Consider the following 16,479-nt stretch of genomic DNA (forward strand, 5'->3'; position numbering starts at 1 on the left):
CTGTTACTGCTACTATCTTAATTTTGAGAAATTTATATACTCTATCTTTTACAGAGTAAAAACAGACATTAATTAAATCCAGATACGACTATCAATGAAGAGAATCCTTTAACTGAGAATTTGAATTATGTCATTACGCAAAGAACTAGGCGATTTTAATAGTATTGTCTGTTTTAAATCTGCTATTACAGGTATGGAAGAAGCTCTTGGGGAAAAAGCTACAGCTATTGCCCTAACTACAGCCGGTCGTACTAGGGGTAAAAAGTTAGCTGAAGATTTAGGTTTAGCAGTATCAACAAAAGGGCGTTGCTGAATTGGCGTATGATTTTTGGAGGTAGAGACGTTCCATGGAACGTCTCTACAAGAGTCTTGAACGTATGCAAAATTATTTTCATCCCTAAAATCAGCAACGCCTATCAACAAAAGTTAATTAAATCCACACCTAACTATTTTTAAGGATTCATTATGGCTATTGAACCTCGCGCTTTTTTGACCACCATGGAAACTCGGATTGGTCTGACAGCTGAAGATAAAAAGGTAATGCAAGCAAATACAGATTGGGGAACAGCAGTTGCTGAAGAAATGGCAAATCATTTTTATGCTTACCTGGGACGTGATGAAGAAATGAATGGTATTTTAAATGCCACTGAGGGACGAGTTCATCGGTTACACGCCACCTTTATTGACTGGTTTAATCAGATGTTCACAGGTATGGATAATTGGGGTGATGAATATGCAAAATGTCGTTGGCACATTGGCTTGGTTCATGTGAAAATTGGTATTGGTCCTCAGCACGTAGTTCCAGCAATGGCAGTTGTGGTTGATAAAGTCGGTAAAAAACTCAAAGCTGATGGTAAATCAGATGAATTAAAAGATGCCTTGGCTAAAGTTTGTATGATTGATTTAGCTTTTATTGAACAAGCTTATGTAGAAGTTTCTTCTGCTGCGGTACTTAAAGAAACTGGTTGGTCAGCAGCCTTATTCAGACGTTTGATTGCTACTGGTGCATCTGATATGTAATAGACATTTCCAGAAATCAATGTAGAGACGTTCCATGGAACGTCTCTACAAGGGTTATAGGATACGCATATTTAATTTCTGGAGATGAAATAGTAATACTAAGATACCGGACTTCTTAAAGAAGTCCGGTATCTGTCTATTTGATGTGATTCATCTATAATAGATATCACTTCTCACTGTTTACCTCTCATGCAAATTCCTCGTTTACATCCAGACACTATTGAAGAAGTTAAACTCCGGGCTGATATTGTTGATGTAGTCTCGGAGTATGTAGTCTTGCGGAAACGGGGTAAAGATTTTGTCGGGTTATGCCCTTTTCATGATGAGAAAAGTCCTAGTTTTACAGTTAGTCCCAATAAGCAAATGTATTATTGCTTTGGCTGTCAAGCTGCGGGTAATGCAATTAAATTTGTCATGGATTTGGGAAAACGCCAATTTGCAGATGTGGTACTAGATTTAGCAAAGCGTTATCAAGTCCCGGTTAAAACTTTAGAACCTGAACAAAGACAAGAATTACAACGGCAGATATCTTTACGTGATCAATTATATACTGTTCTCGCTTCTGCTGCTCAATTTTATCAACACACTTTAAGACAATCTCAAGGACAAAAAGCATTAGAGTATTTAGAAAAAACTCGTCAATTTCAACAAGGAACAATTCAACAATTTGGTTTAGGTTATGCTCCTGCGGGTTGGGAAACTCTTTACCGTTATTTGGTGGAAAGTAAACATTATCCGGTGCAATTGGTAGAACAAGCGGGATTAATTAAACCCCGGAAAGAAGGGGGCGGATATTATGATGTATTCCGCGATCGCCTAATGATTCCCATTCGTGATATCCAAGGGAGAGTAATTGCTTTTGGTGGCAGAACTTTAACAGAAGAACAACCGAAATATCTCAATTCTCCAGAAACAGAATTATTTAGTAAGGGGAAAACCCTATTTGCTTTAGATGAAGCGAAAGACGGTATTTCTAAAGTAGATCAAGCTGTGGTTGTCGAAGGGTATTTTGATGCGATCGCTCTCCATGCAGCCGGAATTAATAACGCCGTTGCTTCCCTTGGTACAGCCTTAAGTTTAGAACAAGTGCGGCTCTTATTACGTTACACAGAATCCAAACAATTAATCCTGAATTTCGATGCTGATAAAGCCGGAACAACCGCCACAGAAAGGGCAATTGGTGAAATTGCTAATTTGGCTTATACAGGGGAAGTCCAATTAAAAATTCTCAATTTACCCAATGGTAAAGATGCTGACGAATATCTACATAGTCATACCCCAGCAGATTATCAACAACTATTAACAAATGCGCCACTTTGGCTAGATTGGCAAATTCAAAATATTATTAAAAATCGAGATTTAAAACAAGCTACCGATTTTCAACAAGTCACCCAACAAATAGTTAAACTATTGCAGAATATAGTTAATAGTGATACACTTAATTATTATGTTTCCTACTGTGCAGAAATCCTGAGTTTAGGAGATACTAGACTCATACCTTTAAGAGTTGAAAATCTCTTAACTCAAATTAAACCTAGTAGTGTAAAATCCCTAAATTCGCGCACAAGTAAACCGCTGACTAAAACACCAAAGCTATCTTTAGTTAACACAGAACGCAGTTTACTAGAACGAGGCGAAGCATCATTATTAATAGTTTATCTTCATTCTTCCCAAGATCGGCAAATCATTATTGAAGATTTAGAAACCCGCAATTTAGAATTTAGTCTTTCTCATCATCGCTTTTTGTGGCAACAAATTGCCGAATTTCCATTAGATGAAATTGATTTAATTTCCAGTGTCCAAAATAAATATTTAGAATTATCAGAAGAATTGGAAATTGTTTCTCATCTATTTCATCTAAACGAAAAAATAAAACAGGAAATATTAGTTAATCCCCATCGTAATCCCTATATCATCCAAACAGCATTAGCTTGTATGGAGAGAGTATTTAGAGAAAAACGCTATTATTACTTTAGGGAACAATGGGAAAAAATAGATCCTCAAACCGAACCAGAAAAATCTAAATATTATGCTGAAGCCATGTATATAGAAAAAATCCATTTACACGACCTTGAGAAACAGCGACAATTTTCTATTACCGATTTAATTTAGTAGGTTGGGTTGACGCAAGGAAACCCAACATTTTCATGATTTTTCAAACATTCTCTAAGGGAGAATTAGCTTGTTGTTTTCTAATTGCACGAGCAATCAAAGGAGCTTTCTTTTCTAATCCTGTTAGGGTAAGATCACCATCAATATACAACTTATACCATTCTCGACGCTGACGAAGAACTCTTTCATCATCCTGTAAAGGTAATCTTTGTAAAGTAAATTCAGCCTTTTGGCGTTTCTCTTCTGGTACTGCATCAGTTATTACTAATTGTAGGGAAGGTAACAAAATTTCAAACCAATCATCTTCAACTTCAAACGGGTCAAGAATCTGGTTATCAAGAGTACCTTTACTACTATTAATCCAACCAGAAGCAAAACGGTAATTATTCCATTCATACGCTAAATGACGATGATTTTCACAAGATAGGAAATGGTCTACAGTACCAACAGGTTCATACATAACAGTATAACCACAAAGATTACCAAAACCATCAGCTAAATCACTTTTAAAATTTGACCAATAATCTTTTAGTCTTTTTTTATCTGGATTTTTTTCTAACCAATTATTACCTGGTTGTCGTGCTTTTGCATCAAAATTTTCTGGTTCTGGTGGAGGAATGAACTTCAACATATTTATTATAAATTTGATAACCTTGAATTTCTTTTTTCTGCTGTAACTATCCAACGTGGCCAAAATGGATCATGTCCTGGTAAAAGTCTTTGCAGTTCTTGATGAATTTGTGATTGTGTTCTCAAATGTTCAGGAAAAGTATTCATATTATCATTACGCATCCACGCTTCTGCTGCTTCAATTGCGGTTTCTGATTCTTGGGAACGTGCTTGTTTTAGTCCAAATATTTCTGATGTTAACCATCCTACAGTATCTCCTTGTTTAGTCCAGAACATTTCATTTAATTCAGCCTCTTTTCCTTGTAGTTCAAATAGAAATAATTTATCTTGTTCTTGATCAAATATTGGTTCTAATGAAGCCAGCACAAGGGGAGAATGAGTAGTAACTAAAGCTTGTATTGTGATATTTGATTTTAACTGATTGACTACTGATAAAATAGATGGTAAAATCGCTCTTTGCCAGCGAGGATGGAGATGAGACTCAATTTCATCTATTAATAAAACTATTTGATTCATTGGTTCTTGCTGCTTTAATTCAGAAGCTTTTTCGTGTTCATACCAAGTCCATACTAATAAATAAGCAAGTCCCAAAATCCGCTTCATTCCTGCTGATGCTTGGGTAATGGGAATATTACCATAAGGAAGATTAATTGTCGGAATATCACGCACATCATCAACAGATACTCGCGTTGGTTCTCCTATTTCTATCCATTCATCAGGATGAGGTGCAAGTTGTTTAATAACATTTGATAAAAGTTGAAATGGCGTTTTTTGGGGTTGATTTTGCCATGTTACCCAATCTTGAATAAGACCGTTAGAAATAACTTTTCCTTTTAATTTTAACCCATTCCAAAGTGTATCAGGGGTAAAATCATAGCCATCTTCATCGTTGCGAGCAGGATCAAAAATAGAGAAACTTCCATCAACGCGAACAAAAATAATTATTCCTTTTAATAAGGGAACACCATGAAAGGGAACATTTACATCTTGCCATTTTTGTTTAGAAAAATTAAATTTAAAGGAATAATTTTTTCCTTCATCATCATCTAGAGTGATAATTTGGGAGATAATTTCTGGAGGTGTTTCTGTATTTCTTTGCGGATAAGCAGGTTGTTCTACCCAGTTTCCAGTAAGTACCCACCAAGCAACATCTAGTAAGAAACTTTTACCTAATCCATTATCTCCAGTAAAGATATTGAGTCTATCAGCAAATTCAACATCAAATTGAGGAGATGGTCCTACAGACCTTAAATGAAGTTCTTTTAGCATTTAACTAATTCTCCAATGTATTTTGATTCACTTGCAACTAAATTTTAAATCTCACCAATAACCACAGTTTAACAAGGGGGTAACATATCAGATAAACGAATTTGCAAGTCAGGAAACTCTAAAGGTGAAACCGTTTCACTTTCCATAATAATTACCTGACTTTCATAACCGTTTTCAGTCGGGTTTCTGAAAATATGTAATTCACGTTTTACCACATCCAAAACCCAATAATCTTTAATTCCTGCCAAAGAATAAGCTTGAGCTTTAGTTTCACAATCTAATTTTAAACTACTATCTGCAACCTCAATAATTAAATAAACTTCCGATGGTGTAGGATGATGATCTGCATAGTCTAAAGGATGAATTTTCACAACGGAAATATCCGGTTCTGGTTCAGACCTATCATTCAATTTTACTGGGTCTTGAACACATATTAAAGCCCGATTTTTTAAACAATCTTGTAGTAATCTATCTATTCTTCCTACTGCTGAACGGTGCGCTGTTCCTTTTGCAATCATCCAAATAATCCTCCCTTCTAAAAGTTCCACCCGTTCATCTGGTGCAAAAATACCCGCTTCATTCATGCGGTGATATTCTTCCACAGTCCACAAGCGCAATTGTAGATTTGTTTCTGTACTTTGCATAGCGGCTTTTGAGGTTGACTAGATATAGTTTAAATATATTAGATCCCCGACTTCTTTGAGAAGTCGGGGATCTGAGAATGATAATATTTATGATTACTTCTGGGTGATATGTTTTAGCAACCCTTCACAAGCATCCATTAGTAAATCAATCACATGATTAAAGCCTTCAACTCCGCCATAATAGGGGTCTGGAACTTCCTTGAGGGTGTGTGTAGAGCAAAAATCACACATCAACCTAACTTTAGAATGATATTGCCCAGAAGGGTCAACAGCGAGGATATCATCATAATTATTACGATCCATTGCCAAAATCAAATCAAACTCTTGAAAGTCACGGATTTGAAATTGCCGAGCTTGTCCAATGAGTTTAAATCCTAACTTATTCTCTGCTGCGGCACTCATGCGTCGATCCGGTGCTGCACCAATGTGATAACCAGCAGTACCGGCAGAATCGCAAAGAATTGTATTATTTAACCTGGCTTGGTCAATGAGATGATTCATAATATTTTCAGCCGATGGCGATCGGCAAATATTACCAAGGCAGACAAACAGTAGCTTATAAGGCATAATATTTTGATTTAAGTTTTGTGTCAGTTGCCAGTTATTTTACACTACTGACCACTGACCGGGAATTTTAGATTTTAGATTTTAGATAAAAAAATTTGGTACGAGTTTCCATCCTTGAGAACGGGAAAATACTCGCTGCGCTGCGTACGCTTCGCTAACGTCAATCCCAAATCCAAAATTTTTGAGCTTCTACACTTTAGGTTGGAGTCAATCCAAAATCCAAAATCCAAAATCGTCAATCCAAAATTGAGTGACTAAGTAGTGAGACAGAATTAATTACACAATGTCATTGCGTTAGCGCAGCGTGGCGTTAGCCATATGGAACGAAGTGAAATGAAGCAATTGCCAGGGTTGTGATTGCTTCCCTTCGCTCGCAATGACTGTAAATATTTTTGTCCAATTACTTACATTCCAGGTAATTCCAGTCCACTGGTTAGATCTTCCATACGTTCTCGCATGGTTTCGGTGGACTTTTTATAGGCATCCTTCATCGCCGCCGCGACCAAATCAGAAAGCACTTCTGGACCTTCTGCTAAAGCAGATGGAGCAATTTCTACTCGTTTGGGTTCTTGGTTGCCACTGACGACGACTTTAACAAGTCCACCACCAGATTCTCCAAGAATCTCCATTTGCTCCAATTCTTCTTGCAGACGCTTTGCACCTTCTTGAACTTGTTGCGCTTTTTTAAATGCTTCGGCTAGTTCTTTCATTTTGCCTAAGCCAAAGCCAAATCCCTGTCCTTTTTCTGCCATAACTGGTTATCCGCTGTACGATTGTTTAGAAATCAAATTCAATTATAGATGCGATTAGTCATTGGTGATGGGTGATTGGTAATTGGTAATTGGTAATTGGTAATTTAATTACTCTTGCCTATTGCCTCTTGCCTATTGCCTCTTGCCTATATTTAACTGAAACTCACCCAACATTTTCACTTCTGGTTCTAGCCAAATTGACCAGCGTTCTTGCACCTCATTTTGAACATGACGAATAAGGGAGAAAATATCGCTGGCTTTAGCTCCTCCCCGATTGACGATAAAATTAGCATGAAGTTGGGCGACTTGCGCTCCTCCTAATTGATAACCCTTGAGTCCGGTTTGTTCAATTAACCAACCAGCAGAATAAGGTTTAGGATTTCTAAACACACTGCCACAACTAGGATAGCTGTAGGGTTGAGTGCTGAGTCGGTGTTTTTTATGTTCCTTAGTTCTAGCTGTCACTTGCACAGGATCTGCTCCTGGTTGCAGTTGGAAGGTGGCTTGAGTTACAATCCGCTTACGACCTTGGAGGAGTGAACTCCTGTATGTGTAACCTAATTCCTCCGGGGTGAGAGTTGCCAGAGTTCCATCTGGAGAAAGAACTTGAGCGCTAACCAACATATCTGCGATACAGCTATTGTGCGCTCCAGCATTCATTACCACTGCACCGCCCACAGTTCCAGGAATACCCACAGCCCATTCTAATCCTTCCCATCCTAAAGCGGCTGCGTCCCATGCTAGAGTCGGGATAGGTTCTCCGGCGGATACAGTTAATTGACCTGTAGTTGGGTCAAAGTTTTTAGACCGGAGATGACGAGTGGCGATGACTAGACCGGGTATGCCGCGATCGCTCACCAACAAATTAGAACCAGCACCCAATACTGTGATTGCTAAATTATTTTCTTTTGCGTACTCAATACTTACTTGTAACGCCTCTAAATCATAGGGAGAAACATAGCACTCAGCCTCTCCACCAACTCGATAAGAAGTAAACGCTGACAAAGAAGTATGGGTTTTTAAAGGACAATTCGTCCCTGGTAGATAAATTAATTTACTATTATCCACATCATCTTTTGTTTGCAGTTGTGGAGTGAAATTAGAAAATTCGCAGATTTTGCCAAATCCCTGGGAAGTTATCATTTTTAATTCAATTAGTGAATTTTTGACATTTGTTATTTATAGCAACAGACAAGATAGTGAGGACATCAATTAACTGTGAAACTCAGAAGACAACAGGGTTTTATTCCTGAATCGGTGAATCTTTGTTCATGGCAGTGAATTGATGACAACACTACTAGAGTGAAGTTCTTAGTCTAAGAAGTGGCGATCGCTGGTTCACTCATGATGGTAATCAGTTCCGGAATAGCCTGATTTAAGTTACCCGCACCTAAAAACAGTGCCAAATCCCCCGGACATAAGGTTTGCAGTAAAAACTCACTAACCAAAGATAAAGTTTGTTGATAAACTACTTCAGGATTGTGTTTACTAATCGCAGTAGCTAAATCCTGTCCACTCACTTGTCCTAAATCAGGTTCACCCGCACTGTAAATATCCGTCAGCACAACTAAATCAGCATGAGAAAAAGACTCAGCAAACTCTTCTAAAAACGTTAATGTCCGCGTGTAACGATGAGGTTGGAAGATAGCAACTACCCTCTGTCCTGGTCTAGCTTGAAGACGAGCAGCGGCTAAAGTAGCGCGAATTTCACTAGGATGATGGGCATAATCATCAATAAAAGTCACCCCAGCCGCCTCACCTCGGAACTCAAACCGTCGTCTTGCACCTTCAAATGTAGCAATACCTTGGGCAATTTCTCCAAATTCTAATCCCAAAACTCTACCCACAGCTACTGCTGCTAGAGAATTGCTGAGGTTATGATGACTCAATAGCTGTAAATTTAACAAACCCAAGGCTTTACCCTTTTCCCATACCAAAGCTGTTGTGCCATCAGCACGATAATCTATATTGGTAACGGTGTAATCAGCACCTTTATCTGGGTAAAGACTATAGGTAATGGTTGGTTTAAACCTATCACGCACTGTCTCACAATCAATGCTACCCACCAAAGTTTTGCAACCTTGAGCAAAGGTTTGGAAGGTATCAACCACCTCTTCCAATGTCTCATAGTGGTCAGGATGATCTAATTCAATATTAGTAATAATACCAATCTCTGGAGCGTGTTTTACCAGAGAACCATCGGACTCATCTGCCTCTGCTACTAAATAACGGCTTGCACCCATTCTAGCATTACCTTCCCAAGCCTTAACTTCACCACCGACCAAAATTGTCGGATCAAGCCCAGCTTGCAATAGCATATAGCCAATCATACTACTAGTAGTGGTCTTGCCATGAGTTCCTGCTACAGCGATACTGTAGTAATCAGCAATCAAAGCCGCGAGAACATCAGAACGATGCCAAATGGGGCAACCTAATTCTAGAGCCGCTTTATACTCCAAATTATTAGCATTAATAGCTGTAGAACAAATCACTTGGGGTAAAGCGGTTTTCACAGCAGACAACTTTTCTGGAGCAGTTAATGGTACGGTATTAGCCGTTACTTCTGACAGAAAAAATGCCAAATTATTGGCTTCTTGTTTACTGAAAATGTGAGCGCCCAGGGATTCTAAGTTGTGCGTAATATGGTTAGCACGTAAATCTGAACCGGATACTGGCAATTGGCGTTTAGTTAGAACATAAGCCAAAGCAGACATTCCAATCCCACCAATCCCAATGAAATGAAATGGTCTGCCACTAAAATCTATAGAATTACTCATTTTTATTTACCTCTTACACCACACCACACCAGAACCACATAAGACACGCGTATCATAACAGGATTTTGATTGTTACAGATCCTAACTATGCCATCCAAAATATTCATCCCTGCTGAATGATTAAATTTTGACTTTCGTTTTGCTCTGTGAGCCAGATTACCCCCCGGTCGAAAATTCTTGCTGTTTTTAATCTGCCCATAAGATTATTCTGAAAATTTCTGCTACATCGGGAAAGAAAATTGTGTAAATTTAAATACATTTTGTTATGATTGTTTTAGAACTAAGTAGCATGGGTTTAAAGACAGCAACTTGCATTACTTACTAAAAGCCTCTGTCGGAATTGACTACAATAGTACATTGGTAGTGAAATTATTGTTCAATTTATAAAAATCATCATTGGGAATAGGGAACAGGGAATTTTCTTCTTCTTTCTAACTCCTGACTCCGAACTCCGAACTCCGAACCCCGAACTCTGAACTCCTTTCTGTATTTTTTTGTTGATCTAAAACTTTCTGGTTATAAATGGCCACCCTCTTTGCGATATGATTGGGGTCAACGATATCAACTTATAGGCATAAATACAGAGGGCAAGACACTGTGATTAGAGTTGCAATTAACGGTTTCGGGCGCATTGGACGTAACTTTGCACGCTGCTGGGTGGGCAGAGAAAATAGCAATATCGAACTGGTCGGGATTAATGACACATCCGACCCTAGAACTAATGCTCACCTGCTTAGATATGACTCTATGCTAGGCAGGTTGAAAGGTGTAGATATTAGTGCTGATGATAACTCCATCACAATTAATGGAAATACAATTAAATGCGTATCTGATCGCAACCCAGATAACTTGCCCTGGAAAGAATGGGGAATTGACCTGATTATCGAATCAACAGGTGTTTTTACCAGCAAAGAAGGGGCAATGAGGCACGTAAATGCCGGGGCTAAAAAGGTTTTGATTACAGCCCCTGGTAAAAATGAAGATGGTACTTTTGTCGTCGGTGTAAATCATCATGATTATGACCACAACAAACATAACATCATCAGTAACGCTAGTTGTACAACCAACTGTTTAGCTCCTATTGCCAAGGTATTAGATGAAAAATTTGGTATCATTAAAGGCATAATGACCACTACCCACAGCTACACAGGTGATCAGCGTTTACTAGACGCTTCCCACCGTGATTTGCGTCGGGCTAGAGCAGCAGCTATCAACATTGTTCCCACTTCTACAGGTGCAGCAAAAGCAGTAGCTTTGGTACTTCCTCAGTTGAAGGGTAAGTTAAATGGTGTGGCTTTGCGTGTACCTACCCCTAACGTTTCTATGGTGGATTTTGTAGTGCAAACTGAAAAGCGCACTATTACCGAAGAAGTTAATCAAGCGCTGAAAGAGGCTGCTGAAGGTCCTCTCAAAGGCATTTTGGGTTACACCGAATTGGAACTTGTATCTTCTGACTATCAAGGTACAGATGAATCTTCTGTTGTTGATGCCAGCTTGACTATCGTTATGGGCAATGACATGGTGAAGGTTATGGCATGGTATGACAATGAGTGGGGTTATAGCCAACGTGTTCTTGATTTGGCGGAATTAGTAGCTGAAAAATGGGTTTAATTGTCCTTTGTCCTTTGTCCTTTGTTTGAAGACCACTGACTAACGGAATGGGCGCAGGCCCTGCGCCCCTACATGGGATGGGCGCAAGACCTACATGGGATGGGCGCAAGACCTGCGCCCCTACTGAGCAAAATGTTGAAATCCCTGGCTGAGGCTGAGAACTTGGTCGGGGATTTCTGCTTTTTCTTGGTGTAAAATCACGTTTGAGCCTGGGGTAATTGTGCCAATTATGGCTGCACTTGTGCCTAGTTTTTGCACTAATGCTAATGCTGGTTCGGGTGGTAAACACAGGACTAATTCAAAATCTTCGCCACCGTAGAGGACATATTCTAATGATTTTTCTGGTGTTAGCCACTCTTCAAAGGCTGATGGTAAGGGGATTTTACTAGATTCTATAACTGCACCGACTTGACTGGCTCGGCAAATTTGTAATACTGCGTCTACTAAACCGTCGCTACTATCCATGCCAGAGATAGGGAAAAGGCAGGGGGCAGGGGGCAGGGGGCAGGGGGAGGTGAGAATTTCTTTGAGTATGGGTAAGACATCTAAACGTGGCTTGGGGCGCTGGTGGGCGGTGATTAAGGCTGCCTTGGATGCTGTTTTGAGGTTGTAACCTATTTCGGGATTTAAGAGTAATTCTAAACCCGCACGGGACGCTCCATGTATACCTGTGATCACAATAGCATCTCCTACTTGGGCTGTGGAACGACGGATGATGAAATTGGGGTTGGCTTGACCAAAGGCGGTAATTGCTAAAGTGGTAATGGGCGATCGCACTATATCACCACCTACTATGGGAACATGATATTTTGATAAGCATTCTGTCATGCCCTGATATAGTCGCTCTACCCAATTTACAGTTACATCTCCAGGTAAACCTAATCCCACAGTTATGCCCATAGGAGTCGCCCCCATAGCTGCTAAGTCGGATAAATTAGCCGCCGCAGCCCGCCAACCAGCATCCTCTGGGGAGGTGGTAACATCACTAAAATGCACACCGTCAACGAGCATATCTGTGGTGACTATTAAAGATTGATTTGGTAAGGTTTCCAATACTGCGGCATCATCACCAATGATATCGGGTGGACAAAAGCGTTGTAATCTTTCTAAAAGACCTTGTTCACCAATATCTCGAACTCGTAGGGAAGATAAATCATTATTCATAATTAAATTTACTGATTACTTTACAGACTAAAATCAAAGTATCATCTAGGAGACTATTGAGATGGTTTCTACTGTTGGCATTACAGATACCATTAAAAGTTTGAGTGATTTACAAACTCGTTGTCACTTACACCAAGCAGAAGATGAAAACTTTTTTAACGAATGGTTGACAGACTTACCCCAACTTAATACACAAGAACAATCGGGTGTTACTCGCATTAAACAGCGTTATGATTATCATCGCATTGATGGTCTATTATTAGAAGGGACAATTAATCTTTTAGTCGTTTCACCACTTTTGGAACTTGCAGGTTTTCTAGATTCACCTTACCGAATTCGTTCACCCTATGGCATAAATTTAGAAATTGAAGAACCAGAAGAAACAATTCGTGGTTTTATTGATGTCCTAGTTGTACAGGAAAAACTTTGGATTTTTGTGGTTGAATCTAAACGAAATAGCATTCCAGTTGTCGCAGCAATACCGCAGTTATTAGCCTATATGTTAACTACTCCCCACCGGGATAAATCAGTATTTGGTATGGCTACAAATGGCGATGAATTTATATTTATTAAACTAGCTATCACAGACAATCCTGAATATGACGTATCACGCACATTTTCCCTATTTCCCCGCCGACATGAATTAGCTGAAGTGTTGCAAATTTTAAAACGATTAGGAGAAGCCTGTAGGGGCGCAGGGCCTGCGCCCTCTTAATTGTATTGCATCAAGCGCGATAACCCGTACAATGGTTGGTTATGCAAGTTTTTGTCAAAATTAGGGGATACTACAGATAGTTATTTTTTTTAGTTTACCAAATGAGTGACATCAAAAGACTGCTGGTATTGTTAGGGGTGTTAAAACTGAAAAAGATTTGGCAGAACTGATAGAACATATAGAAAACCTCAGAGAAAAGGTGAGTATATACAAGCATGAAAGCTATAAATATCGTTGGTCTACAGGTTTAGAAAAAAACGTTCTAGCTAAATTAAGGAAAATAATGGATACACTCAAGAACTAATTGAAAGACGTTATTTGATTTGTGAACACTGCAAGAGTCAGATCCCCGACTTCTTAAAGAAGTCGGGGATCTTTTTCTTCAATAATTAATTAAGCTGCTTGAGGCTGAACTAAATTTTCAATTCCTTTAACAACAGTTGCTGATTCAATTTTATCACCAGCTTTGAGTTTATCTAAAACCTCTCTACCTTCAGTCAAATAACCAAAAACAGCATAACGACCATCTAAAAGATTACGTCCTGCGGGAGTAAGTTCTGGTTCAAAAAGGAAAAAGAAAACTTGAGAAGAACCACCATTAGCTTCATTTTCTGGACGTGCCATAACTAAAGCACCAAAAGATGAAAAAGGCAAAACTGGCATATCTAAATAACGCCCAGCTTCTTCGAGAGTAATACCGTAGGTTGGTTCTTTTTCGCCCTTGACCAAAATTTCTAAAGGAACAGCCCGATATTTGCCAGTTTGAGGGTCAATAAAACCGACTTCCTTACCTACAGGATCTCCGGTTTGGAGAAAGTAAGATTCTTCCGAACGGGTGAACTCTAAACCGTTATAAAAACCTCTTTGTACCAAATCAACAAAGTTACCAGCAGTCACGGGAGCGCTATAGCCATCTACAACTACAGTCAAATCACCTTTATTAGTTTTGAAAGCAATCCTAGCGCGTCCTTTGAGTTGAGGTAAGTTACTATACTCAGCCGGGACTTCAAAGGGGAATTCCTTCACCATTGATTCTTCTAACAAGCTGACAAGATTGAGTAATTTAGCTCTACCGTCAAGAATGGGTTCTTTTCGTTTAGTTTTAACCACTTCTTGCAGTTCTATGATGCCAGATTTCAATTCAGTCATCCAAGCTTCGGCTTGAGGTTGGCGTTCTTCCGGAACGCTTGCTAATATTTGGGAAGGTTTATCGAGTATCCGCAATGCCTGCTTGAGGTCATTATTAACTGCACCCCATCGTTTATTTGCCCGCAGTTGGTTAGAAATATCCTCTAAACTGGCTTGCAGTTTACGGACAGGTTGATTATCTATTGGCAGTGCATAGCGCAACAAAGCCTTACCTTCGGTAATTGCGTTTCCTGCTGGTAAGCCGGCGTTACTAGCGGGAGTCCACCCAGCCGTACTTGTGCCTAAAAATATTGTTAATAGCAATATTACCTTTAGGCTGTTCTTCACCCAGGACTTAAATAAGTTCAACATGAAATTTCCCTTTCTTCAGCATCAAAGTGTTGACTGGAAGTAACTTATTGATTATCTTCCCACATTGGGGGACTGGGGATTGAAGAGGCAGGGGAAGTAGGGGAAGTAGGGGAAGTAGGGGAAGTAGGGGAAGTAGGGGAAGTAGGGGAAGAAATATTAATTTTGCCTGTTCCCTGTTCCCTGTTCCCTCTTCCCTGACAAATAACAACTGACAAATAACAACTAACCAATTATGACGCTGGAAGGGTACAATAAATGCCGATTGTCTTGCAAAATTTGAAAGTTTCATGATCTCTAGTAACGACTTTCGACCTGGTGTTTCAATTGTATTAGATGGTTCGGTTTGGCGCGTGATAGATTTCCTTCACGTTAAGCCAGGCAAGGGTTCTGCCTTCGTGCGGACAACACTGAAAAACGTCCAAAGTGGGAAACAGTTAGAAAAAACTTTTCGGGCTGGAGAAAGCGTTCCCCAGGCAACTTTGGAAAAAGTGACGATGCAACATACCTATAAAGAGGGCAATGAGTTTATCTTTATGGATATGGAAACCTATGAGGAAGGTAGATTAACTTCAGCGCAAATTGGCGATCGCGTCAAGTACCTCAAAGATGGTATGGAAGTTAACGTGATTCGCTGGGGCGAACAAGTCCTAGAAGTAGAACTTCCTAATTCTGTAGTTTTGGAAATTGTGCAAACAGATCCCGGTGTCAAAGGTGATACTGCTACAGGTGGTACTAAACCCGCAATCCTGGAAACTGGGGCAACTATCATGGTTCCTTTGTTTATTGCCCAAGGGGAACGGATTAAGATTGATACCAGAGAAGATAAGTATTTAGGCAGGGAATAATTTTCCTCTTTTTTTGATACCAATTTGGAATAGTGAGGAATAGAGCAGGAGTCAGCAATTAGGAGTCAGCGTCAGGGGTAAAACCCTGTGGTGGCATAAGTTTAATTCATGTCAATTGAGTTCTTAATTACCTGGAAAGTTGCCATAAAATCCCAAATCTAAAATCGTTCGACTGAGCGAAGTCGACTGAGCGAAGTCGAAGTCCAAAATCTAAAATTGGTGCTAATGATTTCAATCCCTTTTTTATAGAGGGATTAAATCCCTGCCTTACTTAGAATTTTAATTTAACAGTTAGGTCGAGGTAAAATAATTGTGACATTAGACTTTAATGAAATCCGTCAGCTATTAGTAACTATTGCCCAAACAGATATTGCGGAAGTTACCCTCAAAAATAATGAATTTGAGCTAACAGTCCGAAAAGCTGTCAGTTTTAGCAATAATGCTCCAGGAACAGTTAATGGTGTGGTGAGTGCTGGTGTAACCCAGTTAGTATCTACAGCCTTACCAAGTTCCACTGAGGGGGCTGTAACCAATAAAGTTGTTGATAATTCAGTCGCACAACCTCCTCATTCTTCTTCACCAATTAATCAAAAATTAGTTGAAGTACCATCACCAATGGTAGGGACATTTTACCGTTCCCCAGCCCCAGGAGAAGCAGCGTTTGTGGAGGTAGGCGATCGCGTCAAAGCTGGTCAAAGTGTCTGTATCATTGAAGCTATGAAGCTAATGAACGAAATTGAAGCCGAAGTCTCTGGACAGGTGATGGAAATTTTAGTTCAAAATGGTGAACCAGTAGAATATGGTCAGCCTTTAATGAGAATTAACCCTGATTAAGTATTAAATGGGGAAGTCGGGGAAGTAGGGGGAGTAGGG

15 protein-coding genes and 1 pseudogene are annotated in these 16,479 nt (G+C 39.5%); 7 read left to right on the top strand and 9 right to left on the bottom strand.

The window, feature by feature from the left end; translation table 11 throughout:
• Positions 1-127 precede the first annotated feature (127 nt).
• The 3 genes and pseudogenes from AN486_RS07365 to dnaG form a co-directional block, all read left to right on the top strand.
• Positions 128-289: pseudogene (locus tag AN486_RS07365) on the top strand (hydrocarbon-binding protein); the annotation flags it as partial.
• A gap of 176 nt (positions 290-465) precedes the next feature.
• Positions 466-1,020 carry a protoglobin domain-containing protein gene (locus AN486_RS07370; RefSeq protein ID WP_039199993.1) on the top strand — a complete coding sequence of 185 codons (555 nt, stop codon included), beginning with the start codon at positions 466-468 and terminating at the stop codon, positions 1,018-1,020.
• 189 nt (positions 1,021-1,209) lie between these two features.
• Entirely contained in the window at positions 1,210-3,132 is a 1,923-nt protein-coding gene (dnaG, locus tag AN486_RS07375) for a DNA primase (protein ID WP_053540277.1), read from the top strand.
• Between the two features lie 43 nt (positions 3,133-3,175).
• Here dnaG and AN486_RS07380 read toward each other — a convergent pair whose 3' ends face one another.
• The 7 genes from AN486_RS07380 to murC form a co-directional block, all read right to left on the bottom strand.
• Entirely contained in the window at positions 3,176-3,763 is a 588-nt protein-coding gene (locus AN486_RS07380; RefSeq protein ID WP_053540276.1) for a hypothetical protein, read from the bottom strand.
• A gap of 5 nt (positions 3,764-3,768) precedes the next feature.
• Positions 3,769-5,031 carry an AAA family ATPase gene (locus AN486_RS07385; RefSeq protein ID WP_053540275.1) on the bottom strand — a complete coding sequence of 421 codons (1,263 nt, stop codon included), beginning with the start codon at positions 5,029-5,031 and terminating at the stop codon, positions 3,769-3,771.
• A 68-nt stretch (positions 5,032-5,099) separates the two neighbouring features.
• Positions 5,100-5,675, bottom strand: a complete 576-nt coding sequence (locus AN486_RS07390; RefSeq protein WP_053540274.1) for a Uma2 family endonuclease — start codon at positions 5,673-5,675, stop codon at positions 5,100-5,102.
• Positions 5,676-5,768: 93 nt separating this feature from the next.
• Positions 5,769-6,242: a low molecular weight protein-tyrosine-phosphatase gene (locus tag AN486_RS07395; protein ID WP_081424273.1), complete on the bottom strand. Its 474-nt coding sequence runs from the start codon at positions 6,240-6,242 to the stop codon at positions 5,769-5,771.
• A 404-nt stretch (positions 6,243-6,646) separates the two neighbouring features.
• On the bottom strand, positions 6,647-6,994 hold the full coding sequence (locus AN486_RS07400; protein WP_027404347.1) for a YbaB/EbfC family nucleoid-associated protein: 348 nt from the start codon (positions 6,992-6,994) through the stop codon (positions 6,647-6,649).
• Positions 6,995-7,126: 132 nt separating this feature from the next.
• Positions 7,127-8,137, bottom strand: coding sequence for a UDP-N-acetylmuramate dehydrogenase (murB, locus tag AN486_RS07405; RefSeq protein WP_290599918.1), 1,011 nt, complete (start codon positions 8,135-8,137; stop codon positions 7,127-7,129).
• A gap of 173 nt (positions 8,138-8,310) precedes the next feature.
• Positions 8,311-9,771, bottom strand: a complete 1,461-nt coding sequence (gene murC, locus AN486_RS07410) for a UDP-N-acetylmuramate--L-alanine ligase (protein WP_290599920.1) — start codon at positions 9,769-9,771, stop codon at positions 8,311-8,313.
• Between the two features lie 597 nt (positions 9,772-10,368).
• Here murC and AN486_RS07415 point away from each other — a divergent pair.
• The gene (locus AN486_RS07415) at positions 10,369-11,382 is read left to right on the top strand and encodes a type I glyceraldehyde-3-phosphate dehydrogenase (protein ID WP_053540270.1); all 1,014 of its coding nucleotides are present in this window, start codon (positions 10,369-10,371) and stop codon (positions 11,380-11,382) included.
• A 120-nt stretch (positions 11,383-11,502) separates the two neighbouring features.
• Here the strand turns inward: AN486_RS07415 and thiL are convergent, their stop codons facing one another.
• A complete protein-coding gene (gene thiL, locus AN486_RS07420; protein ID WP_290599923.1) occupies positions 11,503-12,546 on the bottom strand; it encodes a thiamine-phosphate kinase in 1,044 nt (347 codons plus the stop codon).
• Between the two features lie 61 nt (positions 12,547-12,607).
• Between thiL and AN486_RS07425 the strand changes: the two genes are divergently transcribed.
• A complete protein-coding gene (locus AN486_RS07425; RefSeq protein WP_053540268.1) occupies positions 12,608-13,261 on the top strand; it encodes a type I restriction endonuclease subunit R in 654 nt (217 codons plus the stop codon).
• A gap of 393 nt (positions 13,262-13,654) precedes the next feature.
• Here the strand turns inward: AN486_RS07425 and AN486_RS07430 are convergent, their stop codons facing one another.
• On the bottom strand, positions 13,655-14,761 hold the full coding sequence (locus AN486_RS07430; protein WP_053540267.1) for a peptidylprolyl isomerase: 1,107 nt from the start codon (positions 14,759-14,761) through the stop codon (positions 13,655-13,657).
• Between the two features lie 287 nt (positions 14,762-15,048).
• On the opposite strand from AN486_RS07430, the gene efp reads away from it, so the two are divergent.
• Positions 15,049-15,606, top strand: a complete 558-nt coding sequence (gene efp, locus AN486_RS07435) for an elongation factor P (protein ID WP_053540265.1) — start codon at positions 15,049-15,051, stop codon at positions 15,604-15,606.
• A gap of 312 nt (positions 15,607-15,918) precedes the next feature.
• On the top strand, positions 15,919-16,440 hold the full coding sequence (gene accB / locus AN486_RS07440) for an acetyl-CoA carboxylase biotin carboxyl carrier protein (protein WP_190382194.1): 522 nt from the start codon (positions 15,919-15,921) through the stop codon (positions 16,438-16,440).
• The last annotated feature ends 39 nt before the right edge of the window (positions 16,441-16,479 follow it).

This window comes from Anabaena sp. AL93 (assembly GCF_001672085.1).
GTDB lineage: Bacteria > Cyanobacteriota > Cyanobacteriia > Cyanobacteriales > Nostocaceae > Dolichospermum > Dolichospermum heterosporum.